Source organism: Bradyrhizobium liaoningense, from assembly GCF_018130955.1.
In the GTDB taxonomy this organism is placed as follows: domain Bacteria; phylum Pseudomonadota; class Alphaproteobacteria; order Rhizobiales; family Xanthobacteraceae; genus Bradyrhizobium; species Bradyrhizobium liaoningense_C.
In genome coordinates this window covers 1-21213 of the sequence record NZ_JAFCJM010000016.1, presented here as the reverse complement: position 1 = coordinate 21213, position 21213 = coordinate 1, and the positions used below count along the sequence as shown (strand labels likewise).

General features: G+C 64.1%; 16 protein-coding genes and 1 pseudogene. 11 read left to right on the top strand and 6 right to left on the bottom strand.

Annotation, left to right across the window (positions count from 1 at the left end):
• Window positions 1-132 precede the first annotated feature (132 nt).
• Window positions 133-1080 (top strand): alpha/beta hydrolase, encoded by a 948-nt coding sequence (locus tag JQ632_RS15810; protein WP_212403504.1) that lies wholly within the window; start codon window positions 133-135, stop codon window positions 1078-1080.
• Between the two features lie 49 nt (window positions 1081-1129).
• Here JQ632_RS15810 and JQ632_RS15805 read toward each other — a convergent pair whose 3' ends face one another.
• Complete coding sequence (locus JQ632_RS15805; RefSeq protein WP_212403620.1) at window positions 1130-2068, bottom strand: GlxA family transcriptional regulator; 939 nt, start codon at window positions 2066-2068, stop codon at window positions 1130-1132.
• A gap of 103 nt (window positions 2069-2171) precedes the next feature.
• On the opposite strand from JQ632_RS15805, the pseudogene JQ632_RS15800 reads away from it, so the two are divergent.
• Window positions 2172-2845 (top strand): annotated as a pseudogene (locus tag JQ632_RS15800) (DJ-1/PfpI family protein).
• Window positions 2846-3176: 331 nt separating this feature from the next.
• Here JQ632_RS15800 and JQ632_RS15795 read toward each other — a convergent pair.
• The gene (locus tag JQ632_RS15795; protein WP_212403503.1) at window positions 3177-3587 is read right to left on the bottom strand and encodes an NADH:ubiquinone oxidoreductase subunit NDUFA12; all 411 of its coding nucleotides are present in this window, start codon (window positions 3585-3587) and stop codon (window positions 3177-3179) included.
• Window positions 3588-3800: 213 nt separating this feature from the next.
• On the opposite strand from JQ632_RS15795, the gene JQ632_RS15790 reads away from it, so the two are divergent.
• From JQ632_RS15790 to JQ632_RS15780, 3 genes are all read left to right on the top strand, one after another.
• Window positions 3801-4454 (top strand): BA14K family protein, encoded by a 654-nt coding sequence (locus JQ632_RS15790; protein ID WP_212403502.1) that lies wholly within the window; start codon window positions 3801-3803, stop codon window positions 4452-4454.
• 210 nt (window positions 4455-4664) lie between these two features.
• Window positions 4665-5084: a response regulator gene (locus JQ632_RS15785; RefSeq protein ID WP_212403501.1), complete on the top strand. Its 420-nt coding sequence runs from the start codon at window positions 4665-4667 to the stop codon at window positions 5082-5084.
• Window positions 5081-7342, top strand: coding sequence for a CHASE3 domain-containing protein (locus JQ632_RS15780; RefSeq protein ID WP_212403500.1), 2262 nt, complete (start codon window positions 5081-5083; stop codon window positions 7340-7342). The genes JQ632_RS15785 and JQ632_RS15780 overlap by 4 nt, the downstream gene beginning before the upstream one ends.
• Here JQ632_RS15780 and JQ632_RS15775 read toward each other — a convergent pair.
• A complete protein-coding gene (locus JQ632_RS15775) occupies window positions 7339-8238 on the bottom strand; it encodes a DMT family transporter (RefSeq protein WP_212403499.1) in 900 nt (299 codons plus the stop codon). The genes JQ632_RS15780 and JQ632_RS15775 overlap by 4 nt on opposite strands.
• Before the next feature lie 752 nt (window positions 8239-8990).
• Here JQ632_RS15775 and JQ632_RS15770 point away from each other — a divergent pair.
• Together JQ632_RS15770 and JQ632_RS15765 are read left to right on the top strand one after the other, a co-directional pair.
• Window positions 8991-12746 (top strand): vitamin B12-dependent ribonucleotide reductase, encoded by a 3756-nt coding sequence (locus tag JQ632_RS15770; protein ID WP_212403498.1) that lies wholly within the window; start codon window positions 8991-8993, stop codon window positions 12744-12746.
• 150 nt (window positions 12747-12896) lie between these two features.
• On the top strand, window positions 12897-13850 hold the full coding sequence (locus JQ632_RS15765) for a serine protease (RefSeq protein WP_212403497.1): 954 nt from the start codon (window positions 12897-12899) through the stop codon (window positions 13848-13850).
• Window positions 13851-14218: 368 nt separating this feature from the next.
• On the opposite strand, the gene JQ632_RS15760 is transcribed toward JQ632_RS15765, so the two are convergent.
• Together JQ632_RS15760 and JQ632_RS15755 are read right to left on the bottom strand one after the other, a co-directional pair.
• Window positions 14219-14842 carry a hypothetical protein gene (locus JQ632_RS15760; RefSeq protein WP_212403619.1) on the bottom strand — a complete coding sequence of 208 codons (624 nt, stop codon included), beginning with the start codon at window positions 14840-14842 and terminating at the stop codon, window positions 14219-14221.
• 205 nt (window positions 14843-15047) lie between these two features.
• Window positions 15048-15968, bottom strand: coding sequence for a DMT family transporter (locus JQ632_RS15755; protein WP_212403496.1), 921 nt, complete (start codon window positions 15966-15968; stop codon window positions 15048-15050).
• 442 nt (window positions 15969-16410) lie between these two features.
• On the opposite strand from JQ632_RS15755, the gene JQ632_RS15750 reads away from it, so the two are divergent.
• The 3 genes from JQ632_RS15750 to JQ632_RS15740 all read left to right on the top strand — a co-directional run bounded on the left by JQ632_RS15750 (window position 16411) and on the right by JQ632_RS15740 (window position 19619).
• Entirely contained in the window at window positions 16411-17508 is a 1098-nt protein-coding gene (locus tag JQ632_RS15750; RefSeq protein WP_249152070.1) for a transglycosylase SLT domain-containing protein, read from the top strand.
• A 107-nt stretch (window positions 17509-17615) separates the two neighbouring features.
• Window positions 17616-18551 carry a hypothetical protein gene (locus JQ632_RS15745; protein ID WP_312015612.1) on the top strand — a complete coding sequence of 312 codons (936 nt, stop codon included), beginning with the start codon at window positions 17616-17618 and terminating at the stop codon, window positions 18549-18551.
• Between the two features lie 435 nt (window positions 18552-18986).
• Window positions 18987-19619 (top strand): trans-aconitate 2-methyltransferase, encoded by a 633-nt coding sequence (locus JQ632_RS15740; protein ID WP_212403494.1) that lies wholly within the window; start codon window positions 18987-18989, stop codon window positions 19617-19619.
• Window positions 19620-19829: 210 nt separating this feature from the next.
• Here JQ632_RS15740 and JQ632_RS15735 read toward each other — a convergent pair whose 3' ends face one another.
• The gene (locus JQ632_RS15735) at window positions 19830-20099 is read right to left on the bottom strand and encodes a DUF2312 domain-containing protein (protein WP_212403493.1); all 270 of its coding nucleotides are present in this window, start codon (window positions 20097-20099) and stop codon (window positions 19830-19832) included.
• A gap of 157 nt (window positions 20100-20256) precedes the next feature.
• Here JQ632_RS15735 and JQ632_RS15730 point away from each other — a divergent pair, with 157 nt between their 5' ends.
• A complete protein-coding gene (locus tag JQ632_RS15730; RefSeq protein WP_212403492.1) occupies window positions 20257-21054 on the top strand; it encodes a transglycosylase SLT domain-containing protein in 798 nt (265 codons plus the stop codon).
• The last annotated feature ends 159 nt before the right edge of the window (window positions 21055-21213 follow it).

Sequence of the window (21213 nt, the reverse complement as noted above, 5' to 3'; positions counted from 1 at the left end):
AGCGCCCTGCAGATGGAATAGTCGCTGCCAGGGGCCCCGTCGCGGGCCCCTGGCGTCTCCAGGCCAACCGGAGCGGCGCCTCGAAGAGGCGAGCCCGGAATGACTCCCTCAAATCACAGGTCCGCTGCCCGCATGCCCGTCGTTCTCGATCCCGATGCAGCCGCCGTCTACAAGGCCTTCCTCGAGGCCGGCCGGCCGCCTTACGAAAGGCTGACCGCGGCCGAAGCGCGCGAGTCCTATTCGCAGGCCCGCCTCGTCGTCAGTCCGGAGCCGCCCGAGCTTGCGCGGGTCGAGCAACTCGCGATCCCGGCGCCGCATGGCGCAATCCCGGCGCGCCTCTACGTGCCCAAGCGCCTGCGGGAGCGGAACGGTCTATCGCCGGCGCTGGTGTTCTTCCACGGCGGCGGCTGGGTGATCGGCGATCTCGACACCCATGACGTCGCCTGCCGCAAGCTTGCCGACGCGGGCGAGCTGATCGTGATCTCAGTCGATTATCGCCTCGCGCCCGAGCACAAATTTCCGGCCGCCGTCGACGACGCCATTGCCGCGACCCAATGGGTGGCTGACAATGCGAGACAGCTCGGCATCGACGCCTCGCGCCTGTGTGTCGGCGGCGACAGCGCCGGCGGCAATCTCGCGGCCGTGGTCGCGATCGCCGCGCGCGACGGCAACGGCCCGGCGCTATCAGGACAGGTGCTGATCTACCCCGCCGTCGACTTTGCGATGACGCATCGCTCGCACAGCGAGCCCGAGACCAGCGTGCTGCTCACGCATTCCGTGATTCGTTGGTTCCGCGACCATTACCTGAACGGCGCCGCCGACACCCACGACTGGCGCGCTTCCCCCGCACGCGCCTCGACGCTTGTCGGCCTGCCGCCCGCCTATGTGCTCACCGCCGGCGCCGATCCCCTGCGCGACGAGGGCTGTGACTATGCCGCGCGCCTGAAGCAGGCCGGCGTGGGCGTCGCCTACCGCCACTTCCCCGGCCAATTCCACGGCTTCTTCACCATGGGCAGGCTGCTGCAGCAGGCCGATGTCGCGGCGAGCGAGATCGGAACGTGGCTGAAGACGTTGAATTGAAGCTTGCGCGTCCGCCGTATCGGCTACGAACAGGCGCGACGCGTACGCGCTAAACCGCCCGCGCCGCGCGGCGCAGCGATTGCGGCGGCTGGCCGAAGGCGCGGATGAAGGCGCGGCGCATCCGTTCCGGATCGCGAAAGCCGGTGGATTGCGCCACGAGCTCGATCGCTTCGCTCGACGATTGCACGCGCTCGCGCGCCACCTCGATGCGCAGCCGCTCGATGGCCTTCGACGGCGTCGTACCGGTCTCGGCGGTGAAGGCGCGGGCAAAGTGCCGCGAGCTCATGCCGGCCTGGTCGGCGAGATCTTCTACCGTCAGCGGTGCGTCGAGATTCTCGCGCGCCCAGGCGAGCAGCGGGCCGAAGCGGCCGTTCGGCGTCTTCAATTCCAGCAGCGAGGAGAATTGCGACTGGCCGCCGCTGCGGCGATGATAGAGCACGAGCTGGCGCGCAGTATCCTGCGCGACGGCCTCGCCGTGGTCCTCGGTGACCATGGCGAGCGCGAGGTCGATTCCGGCGGTGATGCCGGCGGACGTCCAGATCGGGCCGTCGTGGGTGAAGATCTGGTCGGGCTCGAACTTGATCTTGGGATAACGCGCGACGAAATCGCGCGTCCGTCCCCAATGCGTGGTCGCCCGCCGGCCGTCCAACAGCCCTGCCTCCGCCAGCACGTAAGCGCCGGAGCAGATGCTTGCGACGCGCACGCCGCGTTTGGCCATCCGCTGCACGAAGGCCAGCGTGATCGGGCAGCGCGACGCGGTCGCAATCCCCTCGCCGCCCGCCACGATCAGCGTCGTGATGGCGCCAGCCGATTTGAAATCGCGCGCCAGCATCTCTGCGCCGGACGAGCTGCGCACGGGACCCGCCTTCACCGCGAGCACGCGGATCGCAGGCACCTTCCCCGTGTAGCGCGCGGCGATTTCGAATACCGAGATCGGGCCCGCTGCATCGAGTAACTGGAAATCCGGAAAGATCAGCACGCCGATCATGATGATATCAGCCATGTCCTAAAATGAGGGAATTACGCCATTTCGGACGGAAGGCCACCATGGCATCGTGGTTCCGTCAAGCCAAATCTTGGAGGCCTTCCCGATGTCGCAGCCGCTTCAGATCGGACTTCTCGTGTTTCCGCGCGTCACCCAGCTCGATCTCACCGGCCCCGTGCAGGTGTTTTCGAGCGTGCCCGGCGCAAAAGTGCATCTGATCTGGAAACGCATCGAGCCGGTGCCGAGCGATTCCGTGCTCACGCTGACGCCGACCACGACCTTCGCCGACTGCCCGCAGCTCGACGTGATCTGCGTGCCCGGCGGCTTTGGCACCGACGAGCTCGTCAACGACGAGGAGACGCTGGACTTCCTGCGCAAGCAGGCCGAAGGGGCCAAATTCGTCACGTCGGTCTGCACGGGTTCGCTGGTGCTGGGTGCGGCGGGCCTGTTGAAGGGCTATCGCGCCACCACCCATTGGAGCGCGATGGACGCGTTGGCATTGTTCGGGGCAACGCCGACCAAGTCGCGCGTCTGCATCGATCGCAACCGCGCCACCGGCGCTCAGCGCAAAATCGATGCCTGCGGTAACGAATCCTGGTCAACCGCACGCTAGCGGAGGCGATTCAGCTCCGGCTCGAATACAACCCCGCCCCGCCTTTCAATGCCGGCTCGCCGGACACCGCGCCCGCCGAAGTGCTCGCGCTGATGAAGGAGAAGATCGCGCCGTCGCAGGCCCGCCGCATGGAAGCCAACAAGCGCGCTGCAGCACGGGTGATGTGAGATACTGAACCACGACAGAAAAAGGCCGCTCGGTTTCCCAAGCGGCCTTTCCTGTCTTACGATGGCTGCACATATCACCGGGCGATTTCGGAATTCTTTGACCGGGGGCCTATCTCCCGATCGAGTCCTGCTCGGCAGCCGCTGCATTCTCGGGACAGTCGCGATCTGTTGCCCGAACCGACGCGATGGTCTCCCATCTCCATAAGATGGGTACATTGAGCCGCAGGACGCGTGCGGACGCAACGGGTGCGCACGCGGCGTCCCCGCTGATCCCGTTGTTCACAGCCTGAGATACGGATGCGAATGCATCCAACGCGCGAAAGTCGAAGGGCTAGCTGCCGGGCGTCCAGGCCTGGTAGTCGCCGGTGGCCTTCGGGCGCTTGCCGCTCGCAAGCGTCGAGCCGGACGGCCGGTACGCCGCGGGTGTGCCGGTCAGGTTTGGCTGATGCGGCTTTTCCCACTCGCGTGGCTTGTAACCGTCCTGGGTCGGCGGCACGTCGACGACGTGGTGCAGCCAGCCGTGCCAGGACGGCGGCACGCGGCTCGCCTCGGCCACGCCATTGTAGATCACCCAGCGCCGCTCGAATCCAAGCGTCGGATCGATCACCCCGCCGCGAGTCCGGTAGTAGCGGTTGCCCTGCTCGTCCGCACCGACCAGCTCGCCGAACCGCCAGGTCCAGAGCTGCGTGCCAAAAGTCTGGCTATTCCACCAGGTGAAGAGCTTGAGAAAGAACTGTTTCATGCGGCGCGGGCCCTGCTGTCTGGCGCCCTGATGCCATCCGGGAGCCGAATTGTCCAGTTGGGCCCTAAAGTAGATCTGCCGCAAAGCAGTCGCGATCCGTTCATGCCGGGTACAGTCGCCCAGTGAGAGGCTGCCCCGCGCGCGCAATCGTGTGCGCGGCCCGGGAACTGCGGCCCCGTCACGGGGTTTGTCCTCCGGGAAAAGGAGCCGAACATGAACAGTCTCAGAGTTTTAAGCGCCGCGGCGGCTTTGGCGCTGGTGTTGCCGTTGATCGCGCCGTCCGCCAGCTTCGCACAGGGTCCCGGTGGTGGAGGCCGCGGCCCCGGTGGCGGTGGCGGACACGCCGCGATGGGTGGCGGCGGTGGTGGTGCCCGGATGGGCGGTGGTCCCGGCGCTGGACCTGGCGCAGGTGCGGCCTTCCGTGGCGGTGGCGGCAACTTCGCGGCAGGCGCCGCAGTGTCGCGGCCGAGCATCGGTGCAGGGCCAGCCTTTGGCGGTGGGCGCGGCTTCACAGCAGGTGCCACGCGGCCGAGCATTGGAGCGGGGCCGGCCTTTACCGGTGGCAGTGTCGCAGCGGCGACACCGGGTTCGGGCTGGCGCGGTGGCCACTGGCGCCATCGCGGCGGCGGATTCTGGCCGGGCGTCGCGGCCGGAGCCGCGATCGGCTCGTACGCCTATTACGGCGGCGGGCCCTACTACGATGATTCCTATTACTACAATGACGGCTACTACGATGACAGTGCGTCTGTCGCAGTCGTGCCCGAGGGCGGCGATTCCGTCGCCTACTGCCAGCAGCGCTACCGGTCCTATGACCCGGCGTCAGGCACCTATCTCGGCTATGACGGCTTGCGGCATCCGTGCCCGTAGCAGCCCCGCGCCACGCGCATTCGACACGTGATGAAAAAGGCGTCGCCGCTCGGCGACGCCTTTTTTCTGTGCGGCGCGCGCGACTCCGTGGGAACAAGCTCTATGCACCCCACCGGGCATATCTGTACTGATCCAATCCAAAATTGACCGGATGCGCGATTCGCCTATATCAGCAATCGCGGTGGGGACTTCGATTGGTTAGGCAATGTCATGCCGCGGATACTCGTGGTAGATGACGATCCGATGGTCGGCGCGACCATTGAGGTCCTCCTGCAACGCCAGGGCTTCGACGTCACGTTGACGGACGGCGGAGAGATGGGGTTGGCTGCGCTCGAGACGCAGACGTTCGACGTGATGCTGGTCGACATCTTCATGCCGCACATGCGCGGCTACGAATCCATCCGCATCTTTCATGAGCGCGCGCCGAGCGTTCCGTTGATCGCGATGTCCGGCTACGCCTTCGCCTCATCCGCCTCACCCTCCCCCGATTTCCTGCGCATGGCGCTCGAGCTTGGCGCGACGCGCTGCCTGCGCAAGCCGTTCACGCCGGCTACGCTTCTCTCCACCATTCAGGAATGTCTCGGCCGGCCGGACGAGAGTGCCCCGACGAAGGACAAGTCATCCCCTTGATTCCCTCGCAGCGCGTCATTCTTGCAGCCGGACTTGCAATCCTCCTGATCATTACCGCTGCCTCGATCGGGCTCGACCTCAAGTCACGCGCCGATACTGCCTGGACCAACCACGCGGTCGAGGTGCTGAAAAAGATCTCCGACCTGCGCCTGCTCGTCCGCCGCGCCGAAAGTGCGGCGCGCGGCTACGAGCTCTATCGCGGCCAGACCTTCAACGACGAGTTCCAGACCACGCGGGCGCAGATCGCGCCCGCGCTCGCCGATCTCAAGCGCGCCGTGCGTGACAATCCCGACCAGGTCGCGCTCGTCGAGGCGACCGAGCCGCTGATCAAGCGCCGCGTCGACATCGCCGCCGAAGCGATGCGGCTGCGGGCCGACCGCGACGAGGCCGGCATCGCCGCACTCCAGGGCAAGGCCGAGGGCCGCGGCCTGATGGAGACGGTCACCTCCAATCTCGACCGGCTGACCGCGGCGGAGGAAGAGCAGCTTGCCGCGCGCTCGGCCGACTCGCGCCGGACCGGCATCGTCCTGCTCGGCATCGATGTCGCCGGCGCGATATTGATCCTGCTGCTAGTGGCGCTCCTGCTGCGCGAAACCCGGCGCACCAGGGTCGAGCTGCAAAGCACTCTGCACGAGACCAAGGCCGCCAACGAAGCCCTGGAAGCGGCCGTTGCCGAGCGCACCGAGCATCTCGTCACCGCCCATGACGAGCTCCGTTTGTCGGTCAACGTGCTCCAGAGCACGTTCAACAGCATGGCCGAAGCCGTGCTGGTCATCGACAGCCATGGCGAGGTGCTGCTCTCCAACCCGGCAGCGGAACGCATGCTGGTGCATCGCACCGGCATGAACCTCGAGGACCTGCGCGAGCGCGGCGACGTCGTCACCAGCGACGGCAGCACCCCGCTGATGCCCGAGGAGCTGCCGTCCATGCGCGTGTTGCGCGGCGAAGAGTTCGAAGAGCTCGAAATCGTCGTCCTGCCCTATCACGGAACCCCGATGCGACATCTCGTCGTCAGCGGCCGGCCGATGCGCGACGCGCAGGGCGCGATCAGCGGCGCGGTGCTGGTCTATCACGACGCGACCGCCTCGCGCGACACCGAGCGGCAACTGGCCCAGTCGCAAAAGCTCGATGCGATCGGCAAGCTCACCGGCGGCGTCGCGCATGACTTCAACAACATGCTCACCGTCATCTCCGGCAATACCGAGACGCTGGTTGCCGAGCTGAAGGAGCAGCCGGAGCCGGAGCGCGTGGCAAAGCTGATCCTCGACGCCGCCGACCGCTGCGCCGAGCTGATCCAGCATCTGCTCGCCTTCGCCCGCAAGCAGCCGCTGCATCCGCGCAATGTCGAGGTCAACGCCGCGCTCACCGACATCGCAAAGCTGCTGCGTCCGACGCTGGGCGAGCAGATCCAGATCGAGACCGCGCTCGAACAGGGCGCGGTCACCTCGCACATCGATCCCTCGCGCCTCACCAACGCCGTGCTCAACATGGCGATCAACGCGCGCGACGCCATGCCGGGTGGCGGCAAGCTGCTGCTGGAGACCCACAAGGTCGAGCTCGACGGAGACTATGCGCAGGCCAATCCGGGTGTCTTGCCCGGCCCTTACGTGATGGTGGCGGTCTCCGACACCGGCACCGGCATGTCCAAGGAGATCCAGGAGCAGGCGTTTGAGCCGTTCTTCACCACCAAGGAGGTCGGCAAGGGTTCGGGGCTCGGCCTCTCCATGGTCTACGGCTTCGTCAGGCAGTCCGGCGGCCACATCAAGATCTACAGCGAGATCGGCCACGGCACGACGATCAAGCTCTATCTGCCGCCGGGCCAGGGCGAGACGGAAGCCACCGGCACGGTGGCGCCGCCGGCGGCCGGCGGCGTCGAGACCATTTTCGTCGTCGAGGACGACAACCTCGTGCGCACCTTCGTCACCGCGCAGCTCGAGAGCCTCGGCTACCGGACGATCGCGGCCGCCGACAGCCGCGCCGCGCTGGCGCTGGTCGACGGCGGCGCGGTGTTCGACCTGCTGTTCACCGACGTCGTCATTCCCGGCGGCATGAGCGGGCGGGAGCTCGCCGAAATCATCGCCAAGCGCCGTCCCGGGCTGAAGGTGCTGTTCACGTCGGGCTACACGGACGACGCGGTCGTGAAGCAGGGCAAGCTTGGCGAAGGCGTGCTGCTGCTGACAAAGCCCTACCGGCGCAACAAGCTCGCCGACATGATCCGCCTTGCGCTGAACGGAAGCGCCGACGCGGCGGCGTCCTAGCCCCGCGTCGCCAGCACCACGGCCGCGAGCGTGAAGATCAGCGCTGCGATCTGCCCGGGTCCGAGCGGCTCATGCAGCGCGATCGCCGAGGACACCACGCCGATGACCGGCACCGCCATGGTGCCGATCGCGGCGACCGAGGCCGGCAGGCGCGCGAGCGCTGCAAACCAGCTCACATAGGCGATGCAGAACTGCACCACCGTGGAATAGACCACCAGCACCCAGCCGACCGTCGTCATCCGGTCCAGATGCGTGGTCTCGAGCAAGAGGCCGGCGAGCGCGACCGGCAGGCAGCCGGCGCCGATCTGCCAGGCCGCCGCCGTGATCGGCGGCAGATGGATCGGCAGCCTCTTCGACAGCACGGTGCCGACGGCAAAGCCGATCGAGCCCGCGAGCGCCATGATGATGCCGGGCAGCTTCTCCTCGCTCGCCGCAATCCCGTTGCCGCCCATGATGGCGGCGAGCCCGGCAAAGGCCATCACCAGGGCGATGGTGCGCAATAGCGTCGGCCGCTCGCCGAGCACGGGCCAGGCGATAATCGAGGCCCAGACCGGCATGGTGTAGGCGATCAGCGCCGCCTCGCTCGCCGGCAGCCACAAGAGCGCAAGCCCCATCAGCACCATCCAGCCGGTGACATTGAGCAGGCCCGCGAGCAACAGCCGCGGCCAGATCTCGGGCGCAACCTTCAGGCTCTGGCGGCGCAAGATCGCAAAGACGGCGAGCAGGAGCGCGCCGAGCACGCCCGTCACCCCGCGCAAGGTCAGCGGCGGCAGCTCGGACAACAGGAATTTCGTCACCGGCCAGTTAAAACCCCAGCCGACCGAGGTGATGGCGAGGAACATCAGGCCCGCGGGGGCGATGCGTGGGCGCATCCCCCGTCGCGTCGAATCATGCATGCGATAGACCCGGCAATATTCTGCCTACCTTGGCGCGAATTCGACGCCGCCGCCACCACCTCAACGGGCATGCTGACCGCTTATTTCCGTAGCACTACGTGAGTCTCACTGACGCAATCCTGAGGCGCGAAAAAATAGCTGACCTGTGAACAGCGGGACGAAGCCTCGCGAGCATCGCGGAAACAAATTTTTTCGGTTTCGAATCTCTGAGGACTCACTGATACTTGCCTCCACAACAGGCGCGGCACGGACCCCTGTTATCCCCGTCATTCCACCATATTTAGTATTTGATTCAGGAACTCGTACTAGTTCTTGACGGGCGCAACGGAGAGTCCTAGCTTTCGATCCGTTCGGCGCGAGTGTGTTTGCGTCCCGCCGGTCACTCCCCAAAAGGGTCCGCAAAGAACCACTCCGCCGGCCGGTTAGAGGCAGCGGGGGAAGGGCTTGTCTGCCCTGAAAACGCGAACCTCCGGGGCGCTCGAACGGGTCGGCACAGACCCGAAAGAGCCTGGTTGAACAAGTGGCGTGGGGCGTTGAACGCATGGCCCTTCATCCCGGGGGTGGGATGAGGCGGCATGCCGACGCAGTGCCGGTGCAAACACCGGAGCTGCGGCGAGAGAAACTGGGCCGGATCCACCGGCAGCAACTGCGAAGCCTGAAGGCCGAAAGGCCGGGAGGAATTCGCGCAAGACATAACGATCCGGCACGCCTGAACGGAGGCGGAGCCGGCCAAATAAAAGGACGGGGCAACTATGCAGATTCAGCGGCGCCACACCACTTCGGGACAGTCACCCTACGCCGGGATCGATTTCCGGCTGACCACGTCGGAGATCAGGAATCCCGACGGCTCGGTGGTGTTCAAACTCGAGAATGTCGAGGTGCCGACCGAGTGGTCGCAGGTCGCCTCGGACGTGCTTGCCCAAAAATACTTCCGCAAAGCCGGCGTTGCCGCGCGCCTGAAGAAGGTCGAGGAGGAATCCGTCCCCTCCTTCCTGTGGCGCTCCGTGCCTGACACCGACGCACTTGCCTCCCTGCCCGAGAAAGAGCGCTTCGTCAGCGAGCTCTCGGCCAAGCAGGTGTTCGACCGCCTCGCCGGCTGCTGGACCTATTGGGGCTGGAAGGGCGGCTACTTCACCTCTGACGAAGACGCGCAGACCTTCTACGACGAGCTCCGCTACATGCTCGCTATGCAGATGGTCGCGCCGAACTCGCCGCAATGGTTCAACACCGGCCTGCACTGGGCCTATGGCATCGACGGCCCCGGCCAGGGCCATTATTACGTCGACCCCTTCACCGGCAAGCTGACCAAGTCCAAGTCGGCCTACGAGCATCCGCAGCCGCATGCCTGCTTCATCCAGGGCGTCGGTGACGACCTCGTCAACGAGGGCGGCATCATGGACCTCTGGGTGCGCGAGGCGCGCCTGTTCAAATACGGCTCCGGCACCGGCTCGAATTTCTCGCGCCTGCGCGGCGAAGGCGAAAAGCTCTCCGGCGGCGGCCGCTCCTCCGGCCTGATGAGCTTCCTGAAAATCGGCGACCGCGCCGCGGGCGCGATCAAGTCGGGCGGCACCACGCGCCGCGCGGCCAAGATGGTCGTGGTCGACGTCGATCACCCCGACATCGAGACCTATATCGACTGGAAGGTGAAGGAGGAGCAGAAGGTCGCCGCTCTCGTCACCGGCTCAAAAATCAACCAGAAGCACCTCAAGGCCGTGCACAAGGCCTGCGTGAACTGCGAAGGGTCGGGCGACGACTGTTTTGATCCGGAGAAGAACCCTGCCCTGCGCCGTGAGATCAAGCTCGCGCGCCGCAACCTCGTGCCCGACAACTACATCAAGCGGGTCATCCAGTTCGCCAAGCAGGGCTACAAGGACATCCAGTTCGACGTCTACGACACCGACTGGGATTCCGAAGCCTACCTCACCGTCTCCGGCCAGAACTCCAACAACTCGGTCTCGCTGAAGGACGACTTCCTGCGTGCGGTCGAAACCGATGGCGACTGGAATCTGAACGCCCGCACCTCCAAGAAGGTGACGAAGACCCTGAAGGCGCGCGACCTCTGGGAAAAAATCGGCTACGCCGCCTGGGCCTCGGCCGATCCCGGCCTGCACTTCAACACCACCATGAACGACTGGCACACCTGCAAGGCGTCCGGCGACATCCGCGCGTCCAATCCGTGCTCGGAATACATGTTCCTGGACGACACGGCGTGCAACCTCGCCTCCGCCAATCTGCTGACGTTCTACAACACGACCACGAAGCAGTTCGACGTCGCGGGCTACGAGCATCTCTGCCAGCTCTGGACCATCGTGCTGGAAATTTCGGTCATGATGGCGCAGTTCCCCTCGCGCGCGATCGCCGAACTCTCCTACGAGTTCCGCACGCTTGGCCTCGGCTACGCCAATATCGGCGGCCTCTTGATGACCATGGGCCTGTCCTATGACTCCAAGGAAGGCCGTGCGCTCTGTGGCGCGCTGACCGCAATCATGACCGGCGTCACCTACAAGACGTCGGCGGAGATGGCGGGCGAACTCGGCACCTTCCCCGGCTACAAGAAGAACGCCGCGCACATGCTGCGCGTGATCCGCAACCACCGCCGCGCCGCGCACGGCCAGGCCTCCGGCTACGAGGCGCTCAGCGTCAACCCGGTGCCGCTCGACCACGCTTCGTGCCCGCAAGCCGACCTGATCGCACACGCGACCTCGGCCTGGGATGCGGCGCTCGAGCTCGGCGAGAAGCACGGCTATCGCAACGCGCAGACCACGGTGATCGCGCCGACCGGCACGATCGGCCTGGTCATGGATTGCGACACGACGGGTATTGAACCGGACTTCGCGCTGGTAAAATTCAAGAAGCTCGCCGGCGGCGGCTACTTCAAGATCATCAACCGCGCCGTGCCCGCCGCACTTCGTGCGCTCGGCTATCGCGAGAGCGAGATTGCGGAGATCGAGGCCTACGCCGTCGGCCACGGCTCGCTCTCCAACGCCCCCGGCATCAACGCCTCGACGCTGAAGGCCAAGGGCTTTACCGATGAAGCGATCGCCAAGGTCGAAAAGGCCCTGCCGACCGCCTTCGACATCAAGTTCGCCTTCAACAAGTGGACCTTTGGCGAGGATTTTATCCGCGACCAGCTCGGCATTGGTGCCGAGGCCATTGCGGCCCCCGGCTTCGACCTGCTCCAGGCCGTGGGCTTCACCAAGCGCGAGATCGAGGCAGCCAACGTCCACATCTGCGGCGCGATGACGGTCGAGGGAGCTCCCCACCTCAAGGCCGAACATTACGCGGTGTTCGACTGCGCCAATCCCTGCGGCAAGATCGGCAAGCGCTATCTGTCGGTCGAGAGCCACATCCGCATGATGGCGGCGGCGCAGCCCTTCATCTCGGGCGCGATCTCCAAGACCATCAACATGCCGAACGACGCCACGGTAGAGGACTGCAAGTCCGCCTACATGCTGTCGTGGAAGCTCGCGCTCAAGGCCAACGCGCTCTACCGCGACGGCTCGAAGCTCTCCCAGCCGCTCAACTCGCAGCTCATCAGCGACGATGAGGACGAGGACGATGCGGTCGAGGCGCTCTACGAGAAGCCGATGGCCGCGCGTGCGACGCAGATCTCCGAAAAGGTCGTCGAAAAGCTCGTCGAGCGCATCATCGTGATGCGCGAGCGCGAGAAGATGCCGGATCGACGCAAGGGCTACACGCAGAAGGCGGTCGTCGGCGGACATAAAGTCTATCTCCGCACCGGCGAGTATGACGATGGCCGTCTCGGCGAGATCTTCATCGACATGCACAAGGAAGGCGCAGCACTCCGCTCCTTCATCAACAACTTCGCGATCGCCGTGTCGCTCGGCCTGCAATATGGCGTGCCGCTCGACGAATATGTCGACGCCTTCACCTTCACCCGCTTCGAGCCGGCGGGCCCCGTGCAGGGCAACGACTCGATCAAGTACGCGACCTCGATCCTCGACTACGTCTTCCGCGAGCTCGCGGTGTCGTATCTGTCCCGCTTCGACCTCGCCCATGTCGATCCCAACGAGACCGGCTTTGACGCGCTCGGCAAGGGCGTCGAGGAAGGCAAGGAGCCGGACGAGGACCGCGGCCACCACGCGACAAAACTGGTGTCGCGCGGCCTCACCCGCTCCCGCACCGACAACCTCGTCGTGATGCGCGGCGGCACGATGCCGGCGAGCACGGACGGCGGCAACAAGGTCACCGCGCTGGCCTCCCACGGCACCTCGGCCCGCGCCGGTGACGCGGTCGAAGGCGCCGTCGCACTGAAGCAGGAAGCCAGCCACGACCTCTCGCCCACCGAGAAGCTCGAGGCAATCCAGTGGAGCAAGGCCGGCACCGCCGCCCAGACGATCGTCCCCACCAAAGCCGAACGCCGCGCGGAAGCGAAAGCCAAAGGCTACGAAGGCGAGATGTGCTCGGAGTGTGGAAATTTCACGCTGGTGCGGAATGGCACGTGCATGAAGTGCGATACGTGCGGAAGCACGACGGGGTGTTCGTGAGGCGGTAGCGCGTCGCAACAAGAACGTCATGGCCGGGCTTGACCCGGGCATCCACGAAGGGCGGCCGAAGGGCCGCCCTTTATTTTTCTATCCGATCGACTACAACCAAGACGAGCAGCATCCTATCGAACTGGCAGCACCGGACCAAAGATGCTCAAAATTCTTTCAGCCGCGCTCTGGCTCCTATTCACGGGACCTGTCATGGCATCGCCACCGCCGAAGGATATTCCGAAGACAGTAGCCTTTATCTTTCTTGCAGATCTGGCGGGCAATCCGCTCGTGGAAAACGGTGCCCCGGTGGCAGTCGGAACCGGCTTCTTTGTCTTGGTAGAGAACGATGGGGGACCAGGCGGTTGGGGATATGTGGTTACCGCAAAACATGTCCTGAAGGACGCGAACGGCCACTTCTTCAAGCGCGTGTTCTTACGCGTAAATCACAAAGCAGAGGGTTCTGGCTTCATCGTGCTCGATCTTAATGATTCCCGGCCGCAGCAGAACGTATTTATTCATCCCGATCCCACCGTAGATATAGCTGTCATTCCCGCACTACCCGACCAGAATTTCGATTTCCTAGCGATACCTACTTCCATGATCAAAACGAAGGATCAGTTCAGGGCTGGCACGATACAACCCGGTTCGGATGTTTTCTTCAGCGGCTTGTTCGTGCCGCACTACGGCGAGAAGCGAAATGTTCCGATATTTCGTTTCGGACGAGTAGCGATGCTGACAGATGATCGAGTCCGCTGGCAGGAGCAAGGGAAGCCACTGGAGATGGTCGAACTTTCCCTCCTTGAAACCATGTCGTTCGGTGGGAACAGTGGTTCGCCGGTGTTTTTCTCGCAAGGGATCGATCGTGTCCCGGGCGCAATCGTTGTTGGAAGCGATGAAATCACCCTCGCTGGCGTTATGCGCGGCAACTTCAACGAGCCGCGGGTTGGCGGTCTCCTGCAAACTCCTAATGCAGTCCTACCAACGTACGCTCAAAACGTCGGAATAGCCGCCGTAACACCCGGCTATCTACTGCGTGAGATCCTTTACTCGAGCGATTTGCAAAAACAGCGTGAAGCGACTCCGATCATTCAACCAGATGCCCCGGCTAAATGACTACAGGCTCAAGCAAGCATAGGGCGGACCAGCCGAAGGCGTAATCCGCAGTTAGCCGGCAACCGTCGCCTCCTCCGGATAGCACATTAAAATCATATCTCGCCTTGGTTGCATAGTGGTGCCCTCAAAAATGCGGCAGCGATGTCCGGCAAGCTGGTCGTATAAATGAACCGGACGTCGCTCCTGCTCGCCCCTACCCTTACTTCTGTGCTAGCCAAAACTCGCACCGCAACATCGCCAGTCCCGCCATCTGCAGTGACGTCGGATGCTCGCCAAGCAGCAGCCAGGCGACGAGCTGTGTCAGGGCCGGAGATTACGGTGACAGTGCACTCAATTCGGATAGATCGTTGAGTAATATCGGGCGAAGCCTATGCCGTCCTGCCGCGGCGCAAGGCCGCGTAGAGACCGACGAGGGTCCCGATCGCGACGAGCGCTGCCGCGAGCAACAGTTGCAATTCGCCGTCATCGGTGGAGCCGACCGACGACAACAGCCTCGTCACCACGACGAACAGGATGCCGACCGAGACCGCGGCCCCCAGGCAGAGATGGACGAATTCACCGGTCAGGTTGCGGTCGAGAAGTCCGAGCGCCGTGAAGTACATCGCGCCGGCGTTGGGGTGAACGAACACGGCGATCCGCGCATAAGGCCCGTAAGCGTCGAGCAGGGATTCGCATTTGCTGATCGCGGCTCTCGAGGCTATCCGCTTCAGGAACGGCCTGAAGAACCGGGCCTGTCCATAGCTGAGGACGGCGCCCACGATGATGGCCAGCCATGCCAGGATGAAGACGAAGGCATCCGCGGGCTTGGGATTCAGCGCAACGGACATCAGGATCAGAGCGGTTCCTGGAAAATAGCCGAAGTACGGGAAGACCGACTCCAGCAGCACACACACGAATATGAAAACCGGAAACCATGACGAGGCGGCCGCCTCGAGCACGATCGCGTTCATGTCCAGGATGTTTGTCTTGTAGAGCAGCAGGTACACGCACATGGCCAGTCCAGCCAGCGCGTAAAACGGCAACGCTCCCGTCAGGAATCGTTTCGTCACTGCAAGGCAGCCCGGTCGGCAAGTTTGCGCGTGTCCACTGCGATTCCTTCGATGGCCCCGATCCCCGCTCCACGCCAGCCCGCGCGAAGCCGCCCGGCGAGGTTCTACTGCGTCTAAGTGTTCGAGCAAAGATCCGTTGGCCGGCGCCCTACCCCTGCCTCTGCGCCAGCCAGAACCCGCACAGCACCGTCGCCAGTCCCGCCATCTGCAGTGACGTCGGATGCTCGCCGAGCAAGAGCCAGGCGACGAGCAGCGTCAGGGCTGGCACGCAGGCCGGAAACACCGCGGCGCGCGCGACGCCGAGGCGCTGGACGGAGACGGCGAACAGATAGAGCGCGGCCGGGCCGGCCAGGATGCCTTGCGCCAGCGCCTGGAGCGCGTTCTCGGTGAGCCCAAGTGCCGCGACGCGCGCGAGGCCGCCGGTGAGGAGGTAGATCGGTAGCAGGGCGAGCGACAGCACGTTGATGACGATGGCGGCGGAATAGGCCGAGACGCGCCAGCGGCGCAACAGCATGCCGAAGCTCGCGAACATGAAGCCGGTCAGCACGAAGATCAAATCGCCCTGCACGCCGTCGGCACCGATATGGCCGATCGACTCTGCGCCGATCACGCAGAGGCCGCCGACGATGACGATGGCGCCCGCCAGCCGCGAGGCCGTGATCTTCTCCTTCAGCACGACGGCCGCGAGCAGGAGGCCGCCGAGCGTGGCCGACGAGGGCTGGATGACGCTGCCATGGCCGAGCGGCACGAACAGGAAGCCGGTATAGGAGATCAGCGACATCACGGGGCCGCCGAGCACCATCAGCACGAGGCCCCGTCCCCACCCGATGCCGCAGAGATCCCCGATGCCTGCGCGCAGCACCAGCGGCACGAACGCGATGCCGGACCAGACGTAGCGATGCACCAAAAGATCGACCGGCGTGAAGCCGGCCTTCAGCCCGTGCCGCGTAGCGGCAAAGCCGAGCGCCCAGAACAGCGCCGCCGCGAGGCCGCAGACGATGCCGAGCAGCGCCGGTGTCGCGTCGGGCTTTTGAGTGAGCGCGTCGGTGCCGCGCGTGCGTTGGTCCATGGTCTGGAGGTACGTCGACGCCGCCGCGCGCTCAACCCATGCGTCTGCAGGGCTGACACGCGCAGCGGCGCGATGTTGTAGGATGGGTGGAGCGCAGCGATACCCATCAATCGTGACGCACCAAGGCGATGGCTATCGCTGCGCTCCACCCATCCTACGGCTCTACCGCGGCGCGCGCGACGCCGAGGCGCTGGACGGAGACGGCGAACAGCCCGTAGGGTGGATTAGCCGACTACACCCGCCGTAACTCGACGAGCGAAGGCGGAAGCGAAACCCATCAATTGCGACCCACGACGATATGGGTTTCGCGAGCTCAACCCCATCCTGCGGGCTTCCAATTAAGGCGACCTTGGCGACGCGGCCGAGACTGGCCGCATCTGCGCCGCAGATGCGCCCCATTGTCATCCCCTCGCCTCCTTAATCTGCGTGCCTAGTCGGGGCCATGAACGGGGGGACCGCGGCCGCGCGGCTGGCCACATTGAAGATTTGGCAGGCAAGCTATATTGCCGCCGCGCTGACCGCGGCGTCGCTTGGCGCGATTCATCCGATCGCGGTATTGCGCCCGAGCATGGCAACGCCGAATGCGAGAGTTGCCGATGCATTCAGCGGCATCGCGCTGAATGTGACGACGGCGCTGACAAATGCCAGCGCGGCGTATCCGACCCCGGTCATCGCGGCGAAATTCGATACGGGATTATCGGCGAATGCGAAAGTTGCGGCGGGATTCAGCGCCGCGGCGCGGGACTCGGTGCCGCCGTCCGATGTAACCGGTTCGCAAGGGCCAGGGTTGCAGGTCGCCAGCCTGGAGACTGCGCCGCCAGAAAACGAGGCGGCGCAACCGCAGGACCGTGCGCCGGCTCCGTCGCCCAATCCAGGCGAAGGCAAACAATCGTATCTCAAGTACTACGTCTATTCGGAAATTCCGCCGCCGGAGAAGCCCGCGAAGATCGCCTTGTCGGCGTTGAGCGACGTTCCGCTCGGAACGCCGGTCCAGGAGATCGAACGCGCGGCCGAAGCGTTCGGTATCGACGCCAATTTCATGAAGGCAGTCGCCAAGATCGAATCCGATTTCAATCCGAAGCAACGCACCGGCTCCTATATCGGCCTGTTCCAGCTGAGCAAGTACGAGTTCGGCAAATTCGGATCGGGCGATATCCTCAATCCGCGCGACAACGCGATGGGTGCCGCCTACAAGTTCCTCACCGAGGCTGCGCTCTTCGAAATATTAACGCAGAAGAAGCCGACCCTTTCCGATCTCTACCTGATCCACCAGCAGGGCTGGCAAGGAGCCGCCGAACACATCAGCCATCCGCAGCGGATTGCCTGGAAGTCCATGTGCGCAACCCAGGAGGGCTCGGAGAAGGGCGAGCGATGGTGCAAGCGAGCCATCTGGGGCAACACGCTGCCGGCGGTCAAACGCGAATGGAAGTCGGTCGATGGTCTCACCTCGGCCGCGTTCGTGGCGATGTGGCGGGACCGCGTCGACACGTTCTACGCCCGCTATCCAGTGCTGACTGCGGCGGCCGAACGCTCGAGATAGAACAGCTTGCGTTGTCTTGATCGCGACGGCGGCGGGACCTATTCTTTCCACATCCGCGGACTGCCGCACTCATTCCGTTGACGCAAGACTGGATGGAGAGCGCATCGGTGCCTGAGACGCACGACCCCAAACCGGACGCCCCCAAACCGGACGCCCCCAAGCCGGACGATCCGCAAGGCAGACAGCGCTCGGATGTCGAGCTGGCGCAGGCCTATGAACGGATCAAGAGCGCCAATGAGGAACTTGCACGGCTGGATCGAGTGGTCTCCGGATTGGAGCGCGGCAGCGACAGCCCACCGGTCCGGCAGGTAAGAGCTGGTGCGGAACGAGGCGACGCTCCCCAGGCGCCAGCGCCGGAGAGCAAGGCTCGCCATCAAGGCCTGAAAGGGGACCGGCCCATGCTGCGAGCCTTCGTTGGCCTGTTGCTGGCGATAGGCGTCCTTGGTGCTGCGTTCGCCTCGCAATACCGCGATGAGGCCAAGGCGATCATGGCCCGATGGGCCCCGCCGGTCGCGAACCCGCCCCCGGAGGTATCAGAGGTTCGCAGTCCGGCAGGGCCGCCGACGGTCCTGCTGGCTGCTGCGGATGAGCAGACGCCCCTGCCCGCACCGCCGGCCCACAAGGAGGCGGAAAGCGCTCCGCCGGCCGGCGCTACATCGCCCAACCAGGCATCCGCCGAGCTGACGCAATCGCTCAAGACCATCACCGAGGCACTTGCGAGCATCAACGAAAAGCTCGAGCAACAGAAGAGCCGCAACGAGCAAACGCTTCGCGAGCAGGCCGACGCCATTCAACAACTCAAGACCGCGCAGGAGAAAGGTGCTCATGACAATGCGCGCCTCGCCGCGCAGGTCCAGGCGCTGCAAACGCAGCTTACGACCTTATCCGCGAAACCCGCCGGGCAGAGCGTGATGAAGGAGACCGATATGGCTGCGCGTCGGCACATTCCCGCGGCCACACCTCGGCGGCCCAGGCCGCCGCGCGGACCCTGGACGCCCCCGCCATACATGGTCGACCCTTATTACGGCGATCCGGATTGGTGAGCCGGTATGATGGGCAGAGCGACTTGTCCGCCATGGCTCGGAGAGCGAAGGCGGACTTGTCTCGCCGAAGCTCAGCGAGCGAAGGCGGAAGCCGATACCCAGCGATGGCGGCGGTGTGTGGAACCAATCACCATTCAAGGTTTTGAAATAGGCTACGTCCGTTATGGGTGGCACTGACGAGTTGAGAGGCGAAAATGGTCCTGATGGGCCTTGGCGCGCTGCTCATCATCGGCGGACTCCTGTACATGGCGCGCGCCACGATTTGGCGAGGACCGCTTAGCGGTCAGGATTCCGCTCGGGACGTTCGCGGTACGCTGGAACCGCCGCGGCGGAGTCTGCGCTTCCTTGGCTTCAAATCGAATTGGCCAGGAGTTCTTCTCATGGCCGTCGGCGCAATGCTGATGGCCTCAGGCGCCAGCCTCTAGCCGCCTCGCCATGCGCACGGCCGAAGATTTCAATCGCTACTATGCAACGCCTGATCCGTGGGGCTACGCGCGCGCGACATTCAGGGACAAGGTGCTGCGCCGGCGCCTGACGCGATCCATTCGCAAGAAAACGGTTCTTGAGCTTGGCTGCGGCGAAGGCCACCTCACCCAGGTGATTTTTCACAGGGCGCGATCGGTGACTGCCGTCGATATCAGCGATGTCGCGATTGCCCGCGCGAAGTCGTTGAATCTGGGAAATGCCAGGTTCGAGGCCGCGGACCTCCTGGACACGTCGTTTGGGGGTTACGACGTGATCGCAGCCCTCGAATGTATCCACTATTTGTCCCATGAGGAGCAGGGAGCATTTCTGGCGAAGGTTGCCAGGGAACACTCCGGCAAGTTGCTTTGGCTTTCGGGTCCCATCATCGATTATCAGAGATACTTCAGCCACAGGCGATTGATGCTCGAATTCAAGACGCTCGGATTCACGGTCATCAGATTCTATAATCTGTCGGTCTATTGGCATCCGCTTTCATCTCGGATCGTCGGCATCCTCCTCAAGCTGCCGCTTGGCTACCGGCTGCTGGATCGGCTCCCCGAGCGGATGATCTACCAAAGACTCTACGCCGTGCGAGCACCGTAAGCTCACTCACATGCCTTTGCAGAGACATTCGTTCTGCATCTGACTCCGCTTCGTTCTCAAGGAACGAATCGGAATCGCGCAAATCGGCCCGCAGCGAATCTTAAAATTCTGCTTCCTCGCGATGTCGCTTGCAGGTGCAACCGGGCCGCGCGAAGCGCGGACCGGCTCGCCAACTCAAGCGACTCTCGTCACTTGATTTGATGATTTGTATCACGCCGCCTTTGCGACACTCTCGGTCTGCGCCGTGTCCATCGCGCGCATATAGAGATCAAGCAGGGTTTCGCGCTCGTCGCGCTCGTCCTGGTCCTGCTTCCTCAACTTGATGATCTCCTTGAGGATCTTCACATCGAAACCCTCGGCCTTCGCTTCCGAGAAGACCTCCTTCTTCTGCTCGTTCAACTCCTGCAATTCAGTATCCAGGTTCTCGATTCGCTCGACGAACGAACGAATTTTTCCGCCGGGAATGGTGATGTCAGTCATGGTGCCTCTTTGTTGAATGAGGCTACGAAAATGACCGCAAACGAATGACCAATGTGTTAACCGACGGGTCCCGCACAGCACGTGGGAACCCTGCCGACTGACATGTCGCCTCAGCGGTGGAGCGCAGCAATTGGCGTGATGGACGCCCACAAGACCCATGCCAAGAAAAAGCAGTCGCCTCCTCCGTCGCCTTCGCAGCTTGCGGCGGGGCGCGCGGTGGGCGCGGAAGAGGTTCGCACGAGCACCGCGGATGGCTCGGATCGCGGGCGGCGTGGCGATCCTGGTTGCGGGCGTCGCGCTTCTGAACATCGTCTATCAAATGATCCGCAAGCCGACTGAGCTGTTTGTCCTTGTCGGCAACGCCCTCGACAAGGATCCATCAGAGAACTGGCGGCAATACGGGCCGCTGTTCCGCAAGCATTCCACCGCTACGATCACGCCCGAATTGCTGGCCGCGCTGGCGCAGGTCGAGAGTTCAGGCAATCCGGTCGCGCGCACCTACTGGCGCTGGCGATTGAGCCTCAATCCCCTCGCGATCTACCGGCCCGCCTCCAGCGCCGTCGGCCTCTACCAGATGCTAGACGCAGCCTACGCCGAGGCCGCACGGTTCTGTGTCCGTGATAACGCGGTCACGGATACCGGCTGCGGGTTCACCAGTCTCTATATCCGCGCGATTCCGAGCCACGCGATCGAGCTGGCATCGGTGTATCTGGACAACAATGTGGCCGATGTTCTCGGCCGTGCGGGCGATGTGAAGGCAAGCGCGCAGCAGAAGCAGGATCTGGCCGCCTTCATCCATCTCTGCGGCGCGGGTCCCGCCACAGCCTACGCGCGCCGTCACTTTCAGATGATGGCCGGCGAGCGCTGCGGCGATCACCTCGTCGCAAGCTATGTCGCGAGGGTCAACGCGATGAAGCGGCAATTTCTGCGCCTTGCGGCGGATAACGGCAATTAGCTCGCAGGATGGGTAAAGCGAAGCCAAACCCATCGCCGATCGCCTCGGCGATTATGATGGGTTTCGCAAGGGCTCAACCCATCCTACGAGGCTGTGACTCTTTCCCATATCGAGTGTCGAGCGGATATGATTCTCTGAGCAGATTGATCTGCTGGAGAG